17 protein-coding genes are annotated in these 19,049 nt (G+C 63.1%); 1 reads left to right on the top strand and 16 read right to left on the bottom strand.

Annotated features, from left to right (window positions below; all coding sequences use genetic code 11):
- The first annotated feature begins 81 nt into the window (after window positions 1–81).
- Complete coding sequence (locus FGE05_RS11395) at window positions 82–1,071, top strand: PHB depolymerase family esterase (RefSeq protein ID WP_176563001.1); 990 nt, start codon at window positions 82–84, stop codon at window positions 1,069–1,071.
- A 121-nt stretch (window positions 1,072–1,192) separates the two neighbouring features.
- Here FGE05_RS11395 and lpxC read toward each other — a convergent pair whose 3' ends face one another.
- The 16 genes from lpxC to mraZ form a co-directional block, all read right to left on the bottom strand.
- On the bottom strand, window positions 1,193–2,104 hold the full coding sequence (gene lpxC, locus FGE05_RS11390; RefSeq protein ID WP_010452622.1) for a UDP-3-O-acyl-N-acetylglucosamine deacetylase: 912 nt from the start codon (window positions 2,102–2,104) through the stop codon (window positions 1,193–1,195).
- A 112-nt stretch (window positions 2,105–2,216) separates the two neighbouring features.
- A complete protein-coding gene (gene ftsZ, locus FGE05_RS11385; protein WP_047701346.1) occupies window positions 2,217–3,410 on the bottom strand; it encodes a cell division protein FtsZ in 1,194 nt (397 codons plus the stop codon).
- Window positions 3,411–3,509: 99 nt separating this feature from the next.
- Window positions 3,510–4,769: a cell division protein FtsA gene (gene ftsA / locus FGE05_RS11380; RefSeq protein ID WP_139644916.1), complete on the bottom strand. Its 1,260-nt coding sequence runs from the start codon at window positions 4,767–4,769 to the stop codon at window positions 3,510–3,512.
- Window positions 4,770–4,784: 15 nt separating this feature from the next.
- Window positions 4,785–5,651, bottom strand: coding sequence for a cell division protein FtsQ/DivIB (locus FGE05_RS11375; protein WP_024781279.1), 867 nt, complete (start codon window positions 5,649–5,651; stop codon window positions 4,785–4,787).
- Between the two features lie 3 nt (window positions 5,652–5,654).
- Complete coding sequence (locus tag FGE05_RS11370; protein WP_139644914.1) at window positions 5,655–6,620, bottom strand: D-alanine--D-alanine ligase; 966 nt, start codon at window positions 6,618–6,620, stop codon at window positions 5,655–5,657.
- Entirely contained in the window at window positions 6,617–8,077 is a 1,461-nt protein-coding gene (gene murC / locus FGE05_RS11365; RefSeq protein ID WP_139644912.1) for a UDP-N-acetylmuramate--L-alanine ligase, read from the bottom strand. Before murC ends, FGE05_RS11370 begins: the two co-directional genes overlap by 4 nt.
- Window positions 8,070–9,140, bottom strand: a complete 1,071-nt coding sequence (gene murG / locus FGE05_RS11360) for an undecaprenyldiphospho-muramoylpentapeptide beta-N-acetylglucosaminyltransferase (protein WP_139644910.1) — start codon at window positions 9,138–9,140, stop codon at window positions 8,070–8,072. The genes murC and murG overlap by 8 nt, the downstream gene beginning before the upstream one ends.
- Entirely contained in the window at window positions 9,130–10,347 is a 1,218-nt protein-coding gene (gene ftsW, locus FGE05_RS11355) for a putative lipid II flippase FtsW (protein WP_041020569.1), read from the bottom strand. Before ftsW ends, murG begins: the two co-directional genes overlap by 11 nt.
- Window positions 10,344–11,690 (bottom strand): UDP-N-acetylmuramoyl-L-alanine--D-glutamate ligase, encoded by a 1,347-nt coding sequence (gene murD, locus FGE05_RS11350; RefSeq protein ID WP_047701351.1) that lies wholly within the window; start codon window positions 11,688–11,690, stop codon window positions 10,344–10,346. The genes ftsW and murD overlap by 4 nt, the downstream gene beginning before the upstream one ends.
- Before the next feature lie 5 nt (window positions 11,691–11,695).
- Window positions 11,696–12,778: a phospho-N-acetylmuramoyl-pentapeptide-transferase gene (gene mraY / locus FGE05_RS11345; RefSeq protein WP_041020571.1), complete on the bottom strand. Its 1,083-nt coding sequence runs from the start codon at window positions 12,776–12,778 to the stop codon at window positions 11,696–11,698.
- Window positions 12,778–14,145: a UDP-N-acetylmuramoyl-tripeptide--D-alanyl-D-alanine ligase gene (murF, locus tag FGE05_RS11340; RefSeq protein ID WP_139644908.1), complete on the bottom strand. Its 1,368-nt coding sequence runs from the start codon at window positions 14,143–14,145 to the stop codon at window positions 12,778–12,780. The genes mraY and murF overlap by 1 nt, the downstream gene beginning before the upstream one ends.
- Window positions 14,138–15,601, bottom strand: a complete 1,464-nt coding sequence (locus FGE05_RS11335; protein ID WP_139644907.1) for a UDP-N-acetylmuramoyl-L-alanyl-D-glutamate--2,6-diaminopimelate ligase — start codon at window positions 15,599–15,601, stop codon at window positions 14,138–14,140. Before FGE05_RS11335 ends, murF begins: the two co-directional genes overlap by 8 nt.
- On the bottom strand, window positions 15,601–17,340 hold the full coding sequence (locus tag FGE05_RS11330; protein ID WP_175364018.1) for a penicillin-binding protein 2: 1,740 nt from the start codon (window positions 17,338–17,340) through the stop codon (window positions 15,601–15,603). Before FGE05_RS11330 ends, FGE05_RS11335 begins: the two co-directional genes overlap by 1 nt.
- Complete coding sequence (gene ftsL, locus FGE05_RS11325; protein WP_041020575.1) at window positions 17,340–17,633, bottom strand: cell division protein FtsL; 294 nt, start codon at window positions 17,631–17,633, stop codon at window positions 17,340–17,342. The genes FGE05_RS11330 and ftsL overlap by 1 nt, the downstream gene beginning before the upstream one ends.
- The gene (rsmH, locus tag FGE05_RS11320; protein ID WP_373682458.1) at window positions 17,630–18,577 is read right to left on the bottom strand and encodes a 16S rRNA (cytosine(1402)-N(4))-methyltransferase RsmH; all 948 of its coding nucleotides are present in this window, start codon (window positions 18,575–18,577) and stop codon (window positions 17,630–17,632) included. The genes ftsL and rsmH overlap by 4 nt, the downstream gene beginning before the upstream one ends.
- Window positions 18,574–19,029: a division/cell wall cluster transcriptional repressor MraZ gene (gene mraZ / locus FGE05_RS11315; RefSeq protein WP_003205355.1), complete on the bottom strand. Its 456-nt coding sequence runs from the start codon at window positions 19,027–19,029 to the stop codon at window positions 18,574–18,576. The genes rsmH and mraZ overlap by 4 nt, the downstream gene beginning before the upstream one ends.
- Window positions 19,030–19,049 lie beyond the last annotated feature (20 nt).

Genomic DNA, 19,049 nt, shown 5'->3' with positions numbered 1-19,049 from the left:
TCGTTCACGTACGGCATGGTTACAAGATGTTACTATACAGTAACATCGGGGATCGGCGTGGCGACAAAGGAACGGTGCGACATGAACAGAGCCAGACTTTTCTTAACATACGGTTTGATCGCAGCCTCTCTTGTTGGCACGGTCGAGGCACAGCCAAGATTGCTGGAACGGTTGCGCGAGGCGCGGGAGGCGCGCGCCGAACGAGCCGAGCAGGCCGACAACAGCCACGCTGTGTCGAAGACGCTGCGGGTCGGAGGCCTCGACCGCAGCTATCTGCTCCTCGACGAGCATCGCGGCAACGGTCCCGCGCCGCTGGTGATCGTGCTGCATGGCGGCGGCGGTAGTCCCGAAACGATGATTCCGCGCTGGGAACAGCAGGCGCAGACCGCCGGATTGGTGGTCGCCGCCCCCAAGGGGATTGGCCGTAACGATAGAATGGGCACCTGGAACGCCAGCGGTTGTTGCGGTGAGGCAGTGTCGAAGGGCGTGGACGATGTCGGCTTCGTTGCCGCCGTTATCGACGACGTGTCCAAGCAAATGCAGATCGACAGACGCCGTATCTATGTTGCCGGTTTTTCCAACGGCGGCATGCTGACCCATCGCGTTGCAATCGCTCTCGGCGATCGAATTGCCGCCGCTGCTGTAGTTTCCGGCGCGCTGTTCGGCAATGAAAGTACCGCGCGCACGCCTGTGCCGATGCTCGTCATACACGGTGAGCAGGATCCCGTCGTCGGTTTCAACGGCGGTATGAGCCAGACTGGCTTCGTCGCCAAGGGGCAGACGATCCCGTTCGAGCCGGTCCGCTATGCCGTGAATTTCTGGCGCAGGGCCAATGGCTGCAAAGGCAACCCTTCGGTAACGCAGCGACCCGGCGTGAAGATGGAGAGCAGCGTCAGTTGCCACGGCAACGCCGATATCGTGTTTTACGATTTGCCGAACGGCGGCCATAGTTGGCCGGGATCAAGCAGCGGAAAGGGCCTGGGGCGCAGCGGAAGCGACGGCGGCGCAAGCGCCGCGCCTATAGATGCGACCGGTACAATCTGGGACTTCTTCGAGGCGCACACCCGGTAATGGGCGCAACGCGATCTGCGGTTGCTGTGGCGTAGTCCAGCGAAGTTCGGTGCTGGAGTCATGCGGAAATAAAAAAAGGCCACCCGAAGGCAGCCCTTAAAAAACTAGAGAGGTTTTTTGCTTACACGGCCGCAACAGGGCGCATGTAAGAGATCGGTGCGGTACTGGCGTCTTCGAACGTCACGACTTCCCATGCATCTTTCTGCTCAATCAACTTGCGCAGCAGCTGGTTGTTCAGTGCGTGGCCGGACTTGAAGCCCTTGAACTCACCAATCAGGCTATTGCCCAGCAGGTAGAGGTCGCCGATTGCATCGAGGATCTTGTGTTTGACGAATTCGTCTTCATAGCGAAGGCCGTCTTCGTTCAACACGCCATCGGAATCGACCACGATCGCGTTTTCAACACTGCCGCCGAGTGCGAGGTTGTGCTTGCGCAGGTACTCGATGTCACTCATGAAACCAAAGGTACGGGCGCGGCTGACTTCTTTTACGAACGAAGTGCTGGAAAAATCCACGCTTGCACTCTGGGTGCGGTCACGGAAAACCGGGTGATCGAAATCGATCTCGAAGCTCACCTTGAAACCATCGAAAGGGACGAAAGTGGCGCGCTTGTCGCCGTCTTCCACTGTCACTTCCCGCAGGATGCGGATGAACTTCTTGGCCGCGTCCTGCTCTTCCAGGCCAGCCGATTGAATCAGGAATACGAAGGGTCCGGCGCTGCCATCCATGATCGGGACTTCGGACGCGGAGAGCTCGACGTAGGCGTTATCGATGCCCAGGCCAGCCATGGCCGAGAGCAAATGCTCCACCGTGTCCACTTTGGTGTCACCGTTGACCAGTGTGGTCGACATGGTGGTTTCACCAACATTTTCCGCGCGAGCAGGAATCTGCACCACAGGGTCGAGGTCGGCACGACAAAACACAATGCCGGTGTCGACAGGCGCGGGCTTGAGGGTCAGGTAGACCTTCTCGCCGGAGTGCAGGCCGACACCTGTGGCACGGATAATATTCTTCAGGGTGCGTTGTTTAATCATGGCATGGGCCGCTTCAGCGCAAATTGCGAACTGGTATCAACAAAGGCTGGCGATGATAGCAGACCAGACCTTTGCTGAACACCAATCACCCGAATACCCCTGATACATTTCATCAATCGGCCTGACGACGCAGGAAGGCCGGGATATCCAGGTAGTCCAGATCGTCTTGTGGATTCATCTTCGCGGCAGTCGCAGCACCGGCCTGGGCCTGGTTGCGCATGACGGTCGGACGGTCCAGGTCGCGGTAGTTCACCGCAGGCTGTTCCTGACGAACGGGGGCTTGCTGCTGAGGCTGCGAGGCCATTGTGGTCTGGACGGTGTTGTCGATCACCTTCATCGGCTTCTCGATTTTCGCACCCAGGCCGGTGGCAACCACGGTCACGTGCAGCTCGTCACGCATGTCCGGATCGATCACGGTGCCGACCTTGACCATGGCGTGGTCGGAAGCGAACGCTTCGATGATGCTACCCACGTCGGAGTACTCGCCCAAGGACAGGTCCGGACCAGCGGTGATGTTCACCAGGATGCCGCGAGCGCCCTGCAGGTTCACATCTTCGAGCAGCGGGTTGCGGATGGCCGCTTCGGTGGCTTCGCGAGCACGGTTCGGACCGCTGGCGCAGCCAGTGCCCATCATCGCCATGCCCATTTCGGACATCACGGTGCGTACGTCGGCGAAGTCGACGTTGATCATGCCCGGACGCTTGATGATGTCGGAGATACCGCGAACGGCACCGGCCAGTACGTCATCGGCCTTGGCGAAAGCCGACAGCAGGCTGGCGTCTTTACCGAGGATGGTCAGCAGTTTCTCGTTGGGAATGGTGATCAACGAGTCGACGCTGTCGCTCAGCGCGCGGATGCCTTCATCGGCAATCTGCATGCGCTTGCGGCCTTCGAACGGGAACGGACGGGTCACCACCGCAACGGTGAGGATGCCCATTTCCTTGGCCACTTCGGCAATGATCGGCGCCGCACCGGTACCGGTACCGCCGCCCATGCCCGTGGTGATGAACACCATGTTGGTGCCGGCCAGGACTTCAGCGATGCGCTCGCGGTCTTCCAGGGCAGCCTGACGGCCAACCTCGGGATTCGCGCCGGCACCCAGGCCCTTGGTCACGCCGGTACCCAGTTGCAGGATGGTCCGCGCGCCAATGTTCTTCAGCGCTTGAGCATCGGTGTTGGCGCAGATGAATTCGACGCCTTCGATGTTGCTCTTGACCATGTGATTGACAGCGTTGCCGCCGCCACCGCCGACACCGATTACTTTGATAACCGGGCTAGCGGGGATGTTGTCTACGAGTTCGAACATTTTCCCTCTCCTTACATTCTCTAGTTTTTTTCGCCTACTGCGTTTGTTGCCCTTCCAGCGCCAGGCCTGAAACCTGTCGCCCGAAGCCTGAAACCTGTATCAGAAATTGCCTTTGACCCACGCCTGGAGCCGCTCGAACAGCGGAGCCTTCGGCTCGTCGCTGTTGTAGCTGTCGCGGCTGCCGATCCCCGAGAACGAGATCCCGTCGGACTGCTTCTGCAGGCCGTACATCAACAGGCCCACGCCGGTGGAATAGATCGGGTTGCGCACCACGTCATCCAGACCCTTGACGCCATGGGGCACACCCAGGCGTACCGGCATGTGGAAGATTTCCTCGGCCAGCTCGACTGCGCCTTCCATCTTCGACGTACCACCGGTCAGCACAATGCCGGCCGGGATCAGGTCTTCGTAGCCGCTGCGACGCAGCTCGGCCTGGATCAACGTGAACAGTTCGTCGTAGCGCGGCTCGACCACTTCGGCCAGGGCCTGGCGGGACAGCTCGCGCGGAGGACGGTCGCCAACGCTCGGGACCTTGATGGTTTCACCGGCACCGGCCAGTTTCGCCAGAGCGCAGGCGTAGCGGATCTTGATTTCCTCGGCGTACTGGGTCGGGGTGCGCAACGCCATGGCGATGTCGTTGGTCACCTGGTCACCGGCAATCGGGATCACCGCGGTGTGGCGAATGGCGCCTTCGGTGAAGATCGCGATGTCGGTGGTGCCGCCGCCGATGTCCACCAGGCACACGCCCAGTTCCTTCTCGTCGTCGGTCAGTACCGAGTAGGCCGAAGCCAGTTGCTCGAGGATGATGTCGTCGATTTCCAGGCCGCAACGGCGCACGCATTTCTCGATGTTCTGCGCAGCGTTCACGGCGCAGGTCACCACGTGGACCTTGGCTTCCAGGCGCACGCCGGACATGCCCAGGGGCTCGCGCACGCCTTCCTGGTTGTCGATCACGTAATCCTGCGGCAGGGTGTGCAGCACCCGCTGGTCGGCCGGAATCGCCACGGCCTGTGCCGCGTCGAGCACGCGCTCGAGGTCGGCGGAGCTGACTTCGCGATCACGGATCGCGACGATACCGTGGGAGTTCAGGCTGCGGATGTGATTACCCGCCACGCCGACGAACGCCGAGTGGATCCGGCAACCGGCCATCAGCTGCGCTTCTTCGATGGCGCGCTGGATCGATTGCACGGTGGACTCGATGTTCACCACCACACCTTTCTTCAGGCCACGGGACGGATGGGTACCGATCCCGACGATGACCAGCGTGCCGTCGTCCGCAACCTCGCCTACCAGCGCAACCACCTTGGAAGTGCCGATATCCAGCCCGACGATCATTTTTCCGCTTTGCACGTTTGCCATGGGTCCTGCCTCTTCTTAATTCTTCGCGACGGCGGGTTGGGCCGTCGTGGGCGCTACCGGTTCCCGCCAGCCAACAGCCAGGCCATTGGCGTAGCGCAGATCGATGCGCGCGATGTTCGTAATCTGTTCTTTGAGCGTCTTGTCGTAGATGGCGATGAAGCGGCGCATCTTTTCCACCAGGTTGCCGCGACCGAGCAGCAGCTCGATGCCCGGCCCCGAGCTGCCCGCGCCAGTGGTCAGGAACCAGCTGCCGCGCTCGCGCAATTCCAGGCGCGCGATGGAGAAGCCCAACGGCCGCAGCATCTGGCTCAACACCTGGTATTGCTGCATCACCTGCTGCTGGGCCCGCTGCGGGCCGAACAACTGTGGCAAATGTTCGTAGTTGGCCAGTTCCCGCGGCGTGAACGCCTGGCCCTGGTTGTTCAACAGCGACTCGTCACCCCAACGGGCCACCGGCAGTTGTTCTTCCAGGCGGATCGAGACCTGGTCAGGCCACACGCGCCGGACTTCGGCATGGGCAATCCAGGGCATTTGCTCCAGTTCCGTGCGCATGCCAGCCAGGTCGATGGTGAAGAAGCTCGAAGCCACGAACGGGGCGATCCGCTGCTGCACCGCCTGCTGGCTGATGTAGCTGAGGTCGCCCTGGACGTTGATCCGGGCGATCGGCCGGTCAGCGTAAGGCAGCAACCGCTGGGCGCCTTCATACGTACCGAACCCCAACGCCACCAACAGCACCGGCCAGAACAGGCTCTTGAGAAAGCCAAAGTTGGCTTTCGGCAAGCGCGCCGACATCGGCTCTTTGGCCACCATTCGGCTGGCACCCCGCGGCACCGGCTTGCGACCGGGTGCGGATGGCTGATGACGAAGCGATGCGCCTTGCATGGCTTAACCTCGTGGCTCTTGATTGCCGACACTGGCGGCCAGGATCGACAGCACCAGTTGCTGGAAATCCAGACCGGCGGCACGGGCCGCCATCGGTACCAGACTGTGATCGGTCATGCCGGGCGCGGTGTTGACCTCCAGGAACCAGAACTGACCCTCGGCGTCCTGCATCACGTCCGCCCGTCCCCAACCGGCAATACCCAGCGCCTCACAGGCCTTGGCCGTGAGGTCCATCAGTTCTTTTTCCTTGGTGCTGTCCAGCCCGCAGGGAATGCGGTACTGGGTGTCATTGGCCACGTACTTGGCGTCGTAGTCGTAGAACGTGTGGGGCGTGCCCAGCGCAATCGGCGGCAACACCTGGTCACGCAGGGTGGCGATGGTGAACTCGGGACCGGTGATCCATTGCTCGACCAACACTTGCGAATCGTAGGAACTGGCGTCTTTCCATGCCGCGGTCAACTCAGGCAGCGAATTCACTTTCGCCATGCCGATACTTGAACCTTCATGGGCCGGTTTGACGATCAAAGGGAAGCCCAGTTCCGTGGCCGCCGACATACAGTCGGCCTCGGACGCCAGCACGGCATGCCGCGGCGTCGGGATGCCGAGGCTGTGCCAGACCTGCTTGGTGCGCAGCTTGTCCATCGCCAGGGCCGATGCCAGGATGCCGCTGCCGGTGTAGGGAATGCCCAGGCATTCGAGCAGGCCTTGCATGCTGCCGTCTTCGCCGCCGCGACCATGGAGAATGATGAATGCGCGGTCGATCTTTTCGCTCAGCAGGCGCTGCAGGAAGTCATCGCCCACGTCGATGCCGAATGCATCGACGCCGGCGCTTTGCAGGGCTTCGAGCACGGCCTTGCCGGACTTGAGGGACACCTCGCGCTCGGCGCTCTTGCCACCGAACAGCACGGCGACGCGGCCGAAGGCTTTCGGGTCAAGGGTGGAGACCAGGTTGGCGTAGGCAGCAGTCATTTCAGTTTCCCCTCGCTGGAGGCCACGGTGGCACCGGCGAATAACGGACTTTTCAACAGTTTCGGCGCCAGGCCGCCGATGTCACCGGCCCCTTGGCACAACAGGATGTCGCCGGCGCGCAGCAGCGGCTTGACCAACGGCGCGAGGTCCACGCCGCGCTCGATATAGATCGGGTCCAGTTGACCGCGCTGGCGGATGCTGTGGCACAGCTGACGGCTGTCGGCGCCCGGGATAGGCTCTTCGCCGGCCGGATAGACTTCCATCAACAGCAGCACGTTGGCGTCGGTCAGGACCTGGACGAAATCGTCGTACAGGTCGCGGGTGCGGCTGTAGCGGTGCGGCTGGTAAACCATCACCAGGCGGCGCTCCGGCCAACCACCGCGCACGGCCTTGATCACCGCCGCGACCTCGGTCGGGTGGTGGCCGTAGTCGTCCACCAGCATCACGTTGCCGCCGTCCACCGGCAGCTCGCCATAGACCTGGAAGCGTCGACCCACGCCCTGGAAGCCGGACAGCCCCTGGACGATGGCTTCATCGCTGACACCTTCGTCGGTGGCAATGCAAATGGTGGCCAAGGCATTGAGCACGTTGTGGTTGCCCGGCATGTTCACCGACACGTCCAGCGGTTCGCGGTCGGGACGCAGCACCGTGAAGAACGTCTGCATGCCTTGTTGGCGCACGTTGATAGCGCGCACGTCGGCTTCTTCGCCGAAACCGTAGGTCACGGTCGGACGCTTGATCAGCGGCAGGATTTCACGCACCACCGGGTCATCCATGCACACCACCGCCAAACCGTAGAACGGCAGGTTGTGAAGGAACTCGACGAAGGTCTTCTTCAACTTGTTGAAGTCGCCGCCGTAGGTCGCCATGTGGTCGGCGTCGATGTTGGTGACCACGGCCACCAGCGGTTGCAGGTGCAGGAAGCTCGCGTCACTCTCGTCGGCTTCGGCGATCAGGTAGCGGCTGGTGCCCAGTTGGGCATTGGTGCCCGCGGCATTCAGACGACCGCCGATCACGAAGGTCGGGTCCAGGCCGCCGGCAGCGAACACCGAGGCGATCAGGCTGGTGGTGGTGGTCTTGCCGTGGGTACCGGCCACGGCGATACCGTGGCGATAGCGCATCAGCTCGGCCAGCATCTCGGCACGTGGCACCACCGGAATGCGCCGTTCCAGGGCGGTGGCGACTTCCGGGTTGGACGTGTTCACCGCACTGGAAACCACCAGCACATCGGCATTGGCGGCGTTCTCGGCACGGTGGCCGATAAAGATCTGGGCGCCAAAGGATTCCAGGCGCTCGGTAACCGGGGAAGCCTTCAAGTCGGAACCGGAGACCTGGTAGCCCAGGTTCAGCAGCACTTCGGCGATCCCGCACATGCCCACGCCGCCGATACCGACGAAGTGGATGCGGCGGATGCGGCGCATCTCCGGCTGTGGCATGGCTTTGCGATTCTCAACCATGGGCCACCTCCAGGCAGGTATCGACCACTTGGGCCGTTGCATCGGGTTTGGCCAGGCGGCGCGCGGCGCGGGCCATGTCTTCAAGTCGTTGCGGTTGCATCAAGACCTCTGTCAGGCGGGCGGCAAGATCCGCGGCGCCGGTCGTTCTTTGCGGCAGCAGGAAGGCAGCGCCTTCTCGGGCCAAATAATCGGCATTGCGGGTCTGGTGATCGTCGATGGCGTGGGGCAAAGGCACCAGCATCGAGGGCAGACCGGCGGCAGCCAGTTCACTGATGGTCAGCGCGCCTGCGCGACAGATCACCAGGTCGGCCCAGCCATAGGCTTGGGCCATGTCTTTGATGAACGGCTGCACTTGCGCCTCGACGCCTGCGGCGCGGTAGCGCTCGGCGGTCACTTCATCGTGGTGCTTGCCGGCCTGGTGAAAGACTTCCGGCCGCAGTTCGGAAGCGACCTGCGACAAGGCTTCGGGCAGCAATTTGTTCAACGGCTCTGCCCCCAGGCTCCCACCCAGGACCAGCAAACGCGCTTTGCGTCCGACCAGGGTCGGGCGCGGGGTATCGAGAAACAGCTCGGTACGCACCGGATTACCGGTGGTGCGGCGGCTGCCCGACAGGGTAAAGGTGTCGGGAAAGGCTTCACAGACCCGGGCGGCCAACGGCACCAGTAACCGATTGGCGGTACCGGCGACGGCGTTCTGTTCGTGAACGATCACCGGCACGCCGGCCAGTTTCGCCGCGACACCGCCCGGACCAGTCACATAACCACCGAACCCGACCACGCAGACCGGCCGCAGCCGACGAATGATCGCCCGCGCCTGCCAGACCGACTTGAGCAACATCAGCGGGGCCTTGAGCAAGGACAGCTTGCCCTTACCCCGCAGGCCGCTGGCATTGATCCGGTGCAATTCCAGACCCGCACCGGGAACCAGTTCATTCTCGATGCCTCGTGGCGTGCCCAGCCAATGCACGGTGTAGCCGCGCGCCTGGAACTCCCGGGCACAGGCCAACGCCGGGAAGACATGCCCGCCGGTGCCGCCGGCCATGATCAGCACGTTAGCGCCCATGAGTCGGCTCCTCGGCGAAGTCGCTCTCCTGGAATTCCATCTCTTCGCTGCCCAGGTGCGTCCGGCTCTCCCATTCGATGCGCAACAGCAAACCGAGGCAGGCACAGCAGATCACCAGGGAGCTGCCGCCATAACTGAGGAACGGCAGCGTCAGGCCCTTGGTCGGCAGCAGGCCGACGTTCACACCGATGTTGATCAGGAACTGACCAATCCACAGGAACGACAGACCGTAGGCCACATAAGCGGCGAAGAACTGCTTGGCCTTCTCGGCCCACAAACCGATGTACATGCCACGCACGCAGACAAACACGAACAGGGCCACGGTGCACAACGACCCCACCACGCCCAGTTCTTCGGCCAGCACCGAGAACACGAAGTCGGTGTGGGCTTCCGGCAGGTAGAACTGTTTCTGCACGCTGTTGCCCAGGCCTACGCCCAGCCATTCGCCGCGCCCGAAAGCGATCAGCGCCTGGGTCAATTGATAACCGGAACCGAACTGGTCGGCCCACGGGTCGGTAAAGGTGATCAGGCGCGCCATCCGATAGGGTTGCGCCTGTACCAGCACTGTCACGGCAGCCACCGCAAGCGCCACCATCAGAATGAAGCGGAACAGCCCGACCCCGCCCAGGAACAGCATGGCCGCCGCCGCGCCCATCATCACCACCGTGGCGCCGAAGTCGGGCTCCATCAGCAGCAGGCCCGCCATGGGCAGCAATACGATGAATGGCTTGAAGAAGCCCATCCAGCTCTCGCGCACTTCTTTCTGGCGACGCACCAGATAACCAGCGAGGAAAAGCACCACAAAGACCTTGGCGATTTCCGAAGGCTGTACGTTGAAGAAACTGAAACCGATCCAGCGCATCGAGCCGTTGACCTCGCGGCCAATACCCGGCACCAGCACCATCACCAGCAGGCCAAAGGCGCCGAGCAGCATCATCCAGCCCAGGCGCTGCCAGGTGGCGATCGGCACCATCATGGTGACGACGCAGGCGCCCAGGCCGATCACCAGGTAAACCAGGTGGCGGATCATGTGGTACAGGGTGTTGCCGGATTGCACGGCAGCCACTTCCGACGACGCGGAAGTGATCATCACCAGACCCAGGCCGAGCAATGCCAGGCAGCCGGCGAGCATCGGGAAATCCAGGTCGATGCCACGCCCGGTGATCAGCGGCGACGGATACGGCTTGATGACGTTTCTCAGGCTCATGCCAAGTCCTCCGCGGCCCGGGCGAACAACTGCCCACGCTCTTCGTAGTTCTTGAACATGTCGAAACTGGCACAGGCCGGCGACAGCAGGACGGCATCGCCCGGCTGAGCGAGGGCACGGCATTGCTGCACAGCCTCGTCCAGCGAAGCGACACGAACCAGCGGAACGCCGTCGCCGATGGCCTCGGCGATCAGCTCGCGGTCACGTCCCATCAGCACCACGGCGCGGCAGTTGGCCGCTACCGGATCGCGCAGGTCCTTGAAGTCGGCCCCCTTGCCGTCGCCACCGGCGATCAGCACGAGCTTGCCCTCGATGTCTGCTCCCAGGCCCTCGATGGCGGCCAGCGCGGCCCCCACATTGGTGGCCTTGGAATCGTTGTACCAGGCCACGCCATCCAGGTCGCGAACCCACTGGCAGCGGTGTTCGAGACCGGCGAAGGTACGCAGCGCCGACAGCATGGCGTCGAACGGCAGGCCGACCGCATGCCCAAGGGCCAGGGCCGCCAACGCGTTGGCCTGGTTGTGGGCACCCCGGATCTTCAGCTCGCGCACCGGCATCAGGTTCTGGAATTCGAAGGCCAGGTATTTCTCGCCGTTCTCTTCCCGCAACCCGAAGCCCTTGAAGTCCGGTACGCCGAGGCCGAAGGACCAGCATGGCATGCCCTCGCCCAGCAGCGGACGGGTCAGGGCGTCCTGGCGGTTGAATACCACTTGCCGGGCACCCCGGAAAATCCGGTGCTTGGCCAAGTGATAGGCCGGCAGGCCGCTGTAGCGGTCCATGTGGTCTTCGCTGATGTTGAGCACGGTCGCCACTTCGGCGCCGAGATGATCGGTGGTCTCGAGCTGGAAGCTCGACAGCTCCATCACGTACAACTCGACGTCGTCGCTGAGCAGGTCCAGCGCCGGGGTTCCGAGGTTGCCGCCCACGGCGACCCGCTTGCCGGCCGCCGCGGCCATTTCGCCCACCAGGGTGGTGACGGTGCTTTTCGCATTGGAGCCGCTGATGGCGATGATCGGCGCCTTGGCGTTACGCGCGAACAGCTCGATATCACCGGACAATTTCACGCCACGGGCAGCAGCGGCCTGCAGGGCCGGCGTCGCCAGGGCCAGGCCGGGGCTCACGTAGAGCTCGTCGGCGCGGCACAGGAATTCGACGTCCAGCTCGCCACAACGCACGTCCACCTGCGGATAGTCACGCCGCAGCGTGGCCAGCTCAGGCGGATTCTCCCGCGTATCGGCCACGGCAAACGACACGCCCCGGCTCGCCAGGAAGCGAACCAGGGACATGCCGCTCTTGCCGAGGCCGACAACGATGCGGAAGTGGTCAGAAGCGATCAGGGACACTCGTTCTACCTCAGCTTCAGGGTGGCAAGGCCGATCAGCACCAGAATCACGGTGATGATCCAGAAACGGACGATCACGCGCGGCTCGGGCCAGCCCTTGAGTTCAAAATGGTGGTGGATCGGCGCCATGCGGAATACGCGGCGGCCGGTCAATTTAAAGGACGCAACCTGAATGACCACTGACAGGGTCTCCATCACGAACACGCCGCCCATGATGAACAGGACGATTTCCTGGCGAACGATGACGGCAATGGTGCCCAGGGCCGCGCCCAGCGCCAGCGCGCCGACGTCGCCCATGAATACCTGGGCCGGATAGGTGTTGAACCAGAGGAAACCCAGGCCGGCGCCGATCAACGCGCCGCAGAACACGATCAACTCACCCGCCCCAGGCACGTAGGGGATCAGCAGGTATTCGGCGAACTTCACGTTGCCCGACAGGTAGCAGAAGATCCCCAGCGCGCCGCCGACCATGACCGTTGGCATGATCGCCAGGCCATCGAGACCATCCGTGAGGTTGACAGCGTTGCTCGAACCGACGATCACCAGGTAGGTCAGCACGACGAAGCCCGCGCCCAGCGGAATGCTGTAGTCCTTGAGCATCGGCAGGATCAGGGTGGTTTCCACCGGCGAGGCGGCGGTCATATAAAGGAAGATCGCCGCGCCCAGGCCGAACACCGACTGCCAGAAATATTTCCAGCGGCTCGGCAGCCCGCGGGAGTTTTTCTCGATGACCTTGCGGTAGTCGTCCACCCAGCCGATGGCGCCGAACAACAGGGTCACCAGCAGCACGGTCCAGACATAGCGATTGGCCAGGTCGGCCCAGAGCAAGGTGCTGACGCCGATGGACGACAGGATCAACGCGCCACCCATGGTCGGGGTGCCGGATTTGGACAGGTGCGACTGCGGACCGTCGTTACGCACCGACTGGCCGATTTGCAGGTTCTGCAGGGTGCGGATCATCCACGGGCCCAGGAACAGCGACAACGACAGCGCGGTCAACACACCCAGGATCCCGCGCAGGGTCAGGTATTGGAAGACCGCGAAGCCTTTGTAGAACTGTTGCAGGTACTCCGCTAGCAGCAGCAGCATTAATGTTTCTCCGTACGGGTGCCGCACAGCGCCGCGACGATGTTTTCCATCGCTGCGCTACGAGAGCCCTTGATCAATAAGGTGGTGTTCGGGTCTTGCTCGGCACCCAGGGCCTGGATCAGGTCGGCCTGAGTGGTGAAATGCTGTGCGTGCTCGCCAAACGCGGCGACGGCGTGGGCCATCATCGGACCGACGGCATACAACGCGTCGACCTTGCCACGGGCATAGGCTCCGACATCGTGGTGCCCCTGTCGCGCCCACTCTCCCAATTCGCCGATATCTCCCAGCACCAGCACGGTGCGGCCGGAAAAACCGGCGAGGATATCCACCGCCGCACACATGGACGTCGGGTTGGCATTGTAGGTGTCGTCGATCACCCGCATGCCGTTGCTGGCCAGTTGCGCCACCGTGCGCCCCTTGACCGGTTGCACGGCGTTCAAGCCTGCGACGATGCCTGGAAGGGACACGCCCAGCGCATGGGCGGCGGCGGCGGCAGCCAGGGCGTTGGCGACGTTATGGGTGCCGAGCAGGTTCAACTGGACCCGCTCTGCACCGTCGGGACTGTGCAGGTTGAAGGCCGGGCAACCGCGGGCATCGCGGTCCAGGTCGCTGGCGTAGAAGTTCGCGGCGAGGTTGCTCAAGGCAAACGTCAGCACCTTGCGCTCACCCGCCCGCGCCTTCCAGATTTCGAACGCCTTGTCGTCGAGATTCAGCACGGCGACGCCATCGGCCTCAAGCCCCTCGATGATCTCGCCCTTGGCCTCGACGATTTTTTCCGGGCCACCGAACTCGCCAACATGGGCGGTCCCTGCGTTGTTGAGCACGGCGACGTGAGGCTTGGTCATGCCCACGGTGTAGGCGATCTCGCCGAGCCGCGAGGCACCCAGTTCGATGACGGCGGCGCTGTGCTCCGGCGCCAGTTCGAGCAGGGTCAACGGTACGCCGAGGTCATTGTTCAGGTTGCCCCGGGTCGCCAGCACCAGACCACGAGTACGCAGGATGCTGGCGAGCATTTCCTTGACCGTGGTCTTGCCGCTGGAACCGGTGATGGCCGCGACCGGATTGCCGAATGCTGCACGGTTCAGTGCGCCGAGCTGGCCCAGGGCCTGGCGGGTGTCGCCCACCAGCAGCTGTGGCAGCGCACTGTTGGTGACTTCGCGCTCGACCAATGCCGCGACCGCACCTTTGGCCGCCACATCATTCAGATAATCGTGGCCGTCAAAACGCGGTCCGGCCAAGGCGACGAACAGTTGTCCCGGGGCAATGGCCCGGCTGTCGATGCTGACGCCGTCGAAACAGGCATCCGCCGCGATGAGACGCGCATTCAGGGCGCCGGTCAGTTCGCTGAGTTTCAAGGCTTTAAGCATGGGCCACCTCCCAGGCGGTCAAGGCGTGATCGGCCTCGACCAGATCGGAGAAGCCATGGCGCACGCCGTTGATTTCCTGGTAATCCTCGTGCCCCTTGCCAGCCAGGACGACCACATCGTCCGCCGAAGCGCTGGCGATCAACTGGGCAATCGCCTGGCCGCGACCGGCGACGAAGGTCACCTTGTCCGCCGCCGAGAACCCGGCACGGATGTCATCGAAAATCTGCATCGGGTCTTCGCTGCGGGGGTTGTCGTCGGTGACGAGTACACCATCGGCCAACCGCTCCACCACTTCGGCCATCAGCGGGCGCTTGCCGCGATCGCGGTCGCCACCGCAGCCGAACAGGCAGAGCAATTTGCCTTTGGCGTGAGGCCGCAAGGCCATCAGGACTTTTTCCAGGGCGTCGGGGGTGTGGGCGTAATCGACCACCACCAGCGGTTGAGTACCACCACCCAGGCGCTGCATGCGACCGGCCGGGCCTTCGAGCTTCGGCAGGATCTTGAGGATTTCATCCAGCGCGTAGTCCAACCCCAGCAAGGCGCCGATGGCGGCCAATACGTTGCTCAGGTTGAAACGCCCCAGCAAAGTGCTGCGCAGATGGTGCTCGCCCTGTGGCGTGACCAGCGTGGCTCGCACGCCCTCGTCGTCGAATTGCGCCTGGCGTACATAAAGGTGGGCGCCGGCATCTTCGAGGCTGTAGGTGATCAACCGGGACTCGCCCTGATTGGCCGCCAATTGCCGGCCGAACTCATCGTCGAGGTTGATGACCCGGCACTTCAGGTTGTTCCAGGCAAACAGCTTGGCCTTGGCTTCGCCATAGGCCTGCATGCTGCCGTGATAGTCCAGGTGATCCCGGGACAGATTGGTCAATACGGCGATGTCGAACGCCAGGGCGGTGACGCGCCCCTGGTCCAGGCCATGGGAGGAGACTTCCATCGCGACAGCCTTGGCACCGGCCTTTTTCAGGTCGGCCAGGGTCGCCTGCACGGCAATCGGGTTTGGCGTGGTGTGCAGGCCGCTCACCAGCGCACCGTGGAAACCGTTGCCCAGCGTCCCGACAATGCCGCAGTGCTGCCCCAACAGGTCCAGCGCCTGGGCCACCAATTGGGTGACGCTGGTCTTGCCGTTGGTGCCGGTCACGCCAATCAGGTTCAGGTGACGGCTAGGCTCGCCATAAAAGCGCCCGGCGATGTCCGATAACTGCGCCGCGAGGCCCTTGACCGGAATCAGCGGCACGTCGGTGATTGGCAACACAGTCGCACCTTCCACCTCATACGCCACGGCAGCCGCGCCGCGTTGCAAGGCATCGGCGATGTGGGCGCGGCCGTCGTACCGTCCGCCCGGCACCGCCAGGAACAGGTCCCCGGCGCGGACATTGCGGCTGTCCAGGGCCAGTTCGCGAATCAGCAGATCGTGACCGGCGTGGGCAAAAATCTTGTTCAGGCTCAGGGACATCAGCCACGCCCTCCATCAGCTTTCAAAGGGACGACCGGTGCAGTGCTCGCCTGCTGGGTGGGCGGCAGGTTGTCCGGGGTGACGTTCATCAGGCGCAGGGTGCCGGACATGACCTTGCTGAATACCGGCGCCGACACCAGGCCACCGAAGTAGCCCGCCTTGCTCGGCTCGTCGATGACCACCACGATGGCGTAGCGCGGGTCACTCATCGGCCCGAAGCCAGCGAACAGCGAACGGTAGGAGTTCTCGGCATAGCCCTTGGTCCCCACGGAGGTCTTGCGAGCCGTACCCGACTTGCCTGCGACGTGGTAGGCCGGCACCTGTGCGCGGAAGACGCCACGCGGCGCCTCGATGACCTGCTGCAACATGCCCTGCATGGTCTTGGCGACCTTCTCGGGGATCACCTGGGTGGTCTGCGGCGGCTTGTCGGTCTTGATCAGGGTCAGCGGCGCGATGCGGCCGTTGTTGGCCAACGCCGAGAACGCGTGGACCAACTGGATCGCCGTCACGGAAACCCCGTAGCCGTAGGACAGGGTTGCCGTCTCGGCCTTGCGCCATTCGCGATAGTTCGGCAGGTTGCCGACACGCTCGCCAGGGAAGCCCAGGCCGGTGTCCTGGCCGAGCCCGATCTTCTGCGCCAGGCGATAGATGGTCTCACCGCCGATGTCGAAGGCGATCTTGCTCATGCCGACGTTACTGGAGTTGATCAGGATGCCGGTCAGGTCGAGCACCGGGCCTTCGGTCTTGGACACGTCGCGAATGGTGTACTTGCCGATCTGCAGGGTCCCCGGATACACCTCGACGGTGTCGCTCGGCTTCCAGCGCCCGGTTTCCAGCGCGGCGGCCATGGAAACGGCCTTCATGGTCGAACCCGGCTCGAACACGTCGATCATCGCGCGGTTGCGCATCATCGCCGGTTGCAGGTTGCGGCGGTTGTTCGGGTTGTAGGTGGGCTGGTTGACCATGGCCAGGATCTCGCCGGTCTTCACGTCCATGATCACCAGGCTGCCTGCCTTGGCACCGTTCTCGACGATGGCATTGCGCAGTTCGCGGTTGGCCAGGTATTGCAGGCGCAGATCAATGGACAACGCCAAGGGCTTGCCGGCCTTGGCGTTTTTGGTGACCTGGACATCCTTGATCAGCCTGCCGCGCCGATCCTTGATGACCTGGCGCTTGCCGGCGACCCCGGCGAGCCATTCGTCATAAGCCAGTTCCACACCTTCGCGCCCCCGGTCATCGATATCGGTAAAGCCGACCATGTGGGCCGTCACTTCACCGGCCGGATAAAAGCGCCGGAACTCTTCGATGCCATAGACGCCCGGCACTTTCAGGTCGAGCACGCTCTGGCCCTGCTCGGGCGTCAAGCCGCGCACCAGATAGATGAATTCCTTGTTGGCCTGGGCTTCCAGGCGTTCGGCCAGGGCCTTGGGGTCCTGCCCGAGCGCGGCGGCCAAGGCCGGCCATTTTTCCTTGGCCAGCTGCATTTCCTTGGCGTTCGCCCACAAAGTGGTCACCGGAGTACTCACGGCCAGGGGTTCGCCATTGCGGTCGGTGATCAGGCCACGGTGGGCCGGGATCGGGATATGACGCACGCTGCGAGCATCGCCCTGCCCCTTGAGGAAGTCACGGTCGACCACTTGCAGGTCGATGATGCGCCAGGAGATGGCCGCCACCATGATCCCGAGCAACCCCAGGACCAGACGGAACCGCCACGGGAACAGCGCCCCCTCGAGCTTCATCATGGCGCCACCATCTGCACTTCGGCAGCATTCGGGATGCGCATTTTCAGCTGTTCGGTGGCCAATACTTCGATGCGACTATGGGCCGTCCAGGTGCTCTGCTCCAGGATCAACCGGCCCCACTCGGCCTGTGCCTTGTCGCGCACGCTCAGTTCGTTATAAAGCGTATTGAGCAGCTGCCGGTTCCAGTGCGCGCTATAGGACACGCCGATGGCCGACACGAGCACGCCGATAAACAGCAGCAGCATGAAAAAGCTGCCGCCCGGCAGGGGCTTGGCGAAGAGCTTGCTCACCGCAACTTCTCCGCAACACGCATGACGGCGCTACGAGCGCGGGGATTGGCCTTGAGCTCCGCCTCGGAGGCGAACTGCGCCTTGCCATGGATCTTGATTTTCGGCACGAAGGCCTCGAAACGCACCGGCAGGTTGCGCGGCAGGTTGTCGGCCTCGCCCTTGGTGAGTTTGCGCATGAACAGCTTGACGATGCGGTCTTCCAGGGAATGGAAGCTGATCACCACCAGGCGACCGCCGATCTCCAGCGCTTCCAGGGCGGCGTCAAGGCCGGCCTCGAGGTCGCCCAGTTCGTTATTGACGTGGATGCGCAAACCCTGGAAGGCACGGGTCGCCGGGTTCTTGCCTTTCTCCCACGCCGGGTTGGCGACTTTCAGCACTTCGGCCAGGTCGCCGGTGCGCTCGAATGGCTTGATGTCACGGCGCTCCACGACGGCGCGCGCCATGCGCCCGGAGAAACGCTCTTCGCCGTACTCCTTGAAGACACGGGCGATTTCTTCCACCGCAGCGGTGTTGACGAATTCGGCGGCGCTGATTCCGCGAGACGGATCCATGCGCATGTCCAGCGGGCCATCATTGAGGAAACTGAAGCCGCGCTCAGGATCGTCCAACTGCGGCGAAGAGACGCCCAAGTCGAGCAGGATCCCGCTGACCTTGCCGGCCAGACCCCGTTCGGCGACCTCCGACCCCAGTTCCGCAAAGCTGCGCTGCACAATGACAAAGCGGCCGTCTTCGGCCGCCAGCGCTTGCCCGGTGGCAATCGCTTGAGGGTCCTTGTCGAATCCCAGCAGCCGGCCATCCGGACCGAGCTGGCTGAGAATCAGCCGGCTGTGCCCACCGCGCCCGAACGTGCCGTCCAGATAGCAGCCATCAGGACGTACGGCGAGGGCCTCGACGGCCTCGTCAAGCAGTACGGTGATGTGGTTAAAGCCGCTATTTATAGTCACAGGATCAAATCACGCAGTTCATCGGGCATGGCGCCCGGTTGTTGAATAGCAGCGAGGTCGGCGGCGGAAACCGCATTCCAGGCATCTTCGTCCCACAGTTGGAACTTGTTCAGTTGGCCCACCAGCATCGCGCGCTTGTCCAGCTTGGCGTACTCGCGAAGGCGCGGCGGAACCAGGAAACGACCGCTGCCATCGAGCTCCAGGTCGACGGCATTACCGATCAGCAAGCGTTGCAGCCTGCGGTTTTCTTCACGCAGCGAAGGCAGTGCGCGCAGTTTGGTTTCGATGATTTCCCATTCATCCAACGGGTAGACACATAGACAGGGGTCAACGGCATCGATCGTGACGATCAACTGACCGGAACTACGCGAAACGAGCTCGTCACGGTACCGGCTCGGCATGGCGAGACGGCCCTTTGCATCGAGACTGATAGCGTTGGCTCCGCGAAACACGTCAGCGTTTCTCCAAAATC

Origin of the sequence: Pseudomonas sp. ICMP22404 (genome assembly GCF_006227205.1) — a bacterium.
Taxonomy (GTDB): domain Bacteria; phylum Pseudomonadota; class Gammaproteobacteria; order Pseudomonadales; family Pseudomonadaceae; genus Aquipseudomonas.
The sequence above is the reverse complement of the archived record's forward strand: the minus strand, read 5'-3'. Positions and strand labels throughout refer to the sequence as shown.

Bases quoted from the DNA above. Each gene is read 5' to 3' on its own strand.
- FGE05_RS11395 (WP_176563001.1), top strand. From the start codon at position 82: ATGAACAGAGCCAGACTTTTCTTAACATACGGTTTGATCGCAGCCTCT.
- lpxC (WP_010452622.1), bottom strand. From the start codon at position 2,104: ATGATTAAACAACGCACCCTGAAGAATATTATCCGTGCCACAGGTGTC.
- ftsZ (WP_047701346.1), bottom strand. From the start codon at position 3,410: ATGTTCGAACTCGTAGACAACATCCCCGCTAGCCCGGTTATCAAAGTA.
- ftsA (WP_139644916.1), bottom strand. From the start codon at position 4,769: ATGGCAAACGTGCAAAGCGGAAAAATGATCGTCGGGCTGGATATCGGC.
- FGE05_RS11375 (WP_024781279.1), bottom strand. From the start codon at position 5,651: ATGCAAGGCGCATCGCTTCGTCATCAGCCATCCGCACCCGGTCGCAAG.
- FGE05_RS11370 (WP_139644914.1), bottom strand. From the start codon at position 6,620: ATGACTGCTGCCTACGCCAACCTGGTCTCCACCCTTGACCCGAAAGCC.
- murC (WP_139644912.1), bottom strand. From the start codon at position 8,077: ATGGTTGAGAATCGCAAAGCCATGCCACAGCCGGAGATGCGCCGCATC.
- murG (WP_139644910.1), bottom strand. From the start codon at position 9,140: ATGGGCGCTAACGTGCTGATCATGGCCGGCGGCACCGGCGGGCATGTC.
- ftsW (WP_041020569.1), bottom strand. From the start codon at position 10,347: ATGAGCCTGAGAAACGTCATCAAGCCGTATCCGTCGCCGCTGATCACC.
- mraY (WP_041020571.1), bottom strand. From the start codon at position 12,778: ATGCTGCTGCTGCTAGCGGAGTACCTGCAACAGTTCTACAAAGGCTTC.
- murF (WP_139644908.1), bottom strand. From the start codon at position 14,145: ATGCTTAAAGCCTTGAAACTCAGCGAACTGACCGGCGCCCTGAATGCG.
- FGE05_RS11335 (WP_139644907.1), bottom strand. From the start codon at position 15,601: ATGTCCCTGAGCCTGAACAAGATTTTTGCCCACGCCGGTCACGATCTG.
- FGE05_RS11330 (WP_175364018.1), bottom strand. From the start codon at position 17,340: ATGAAGCTCGAGGGGGCGCTGTTCCCGTGGCGGTTCCGTCTGGTCCTG.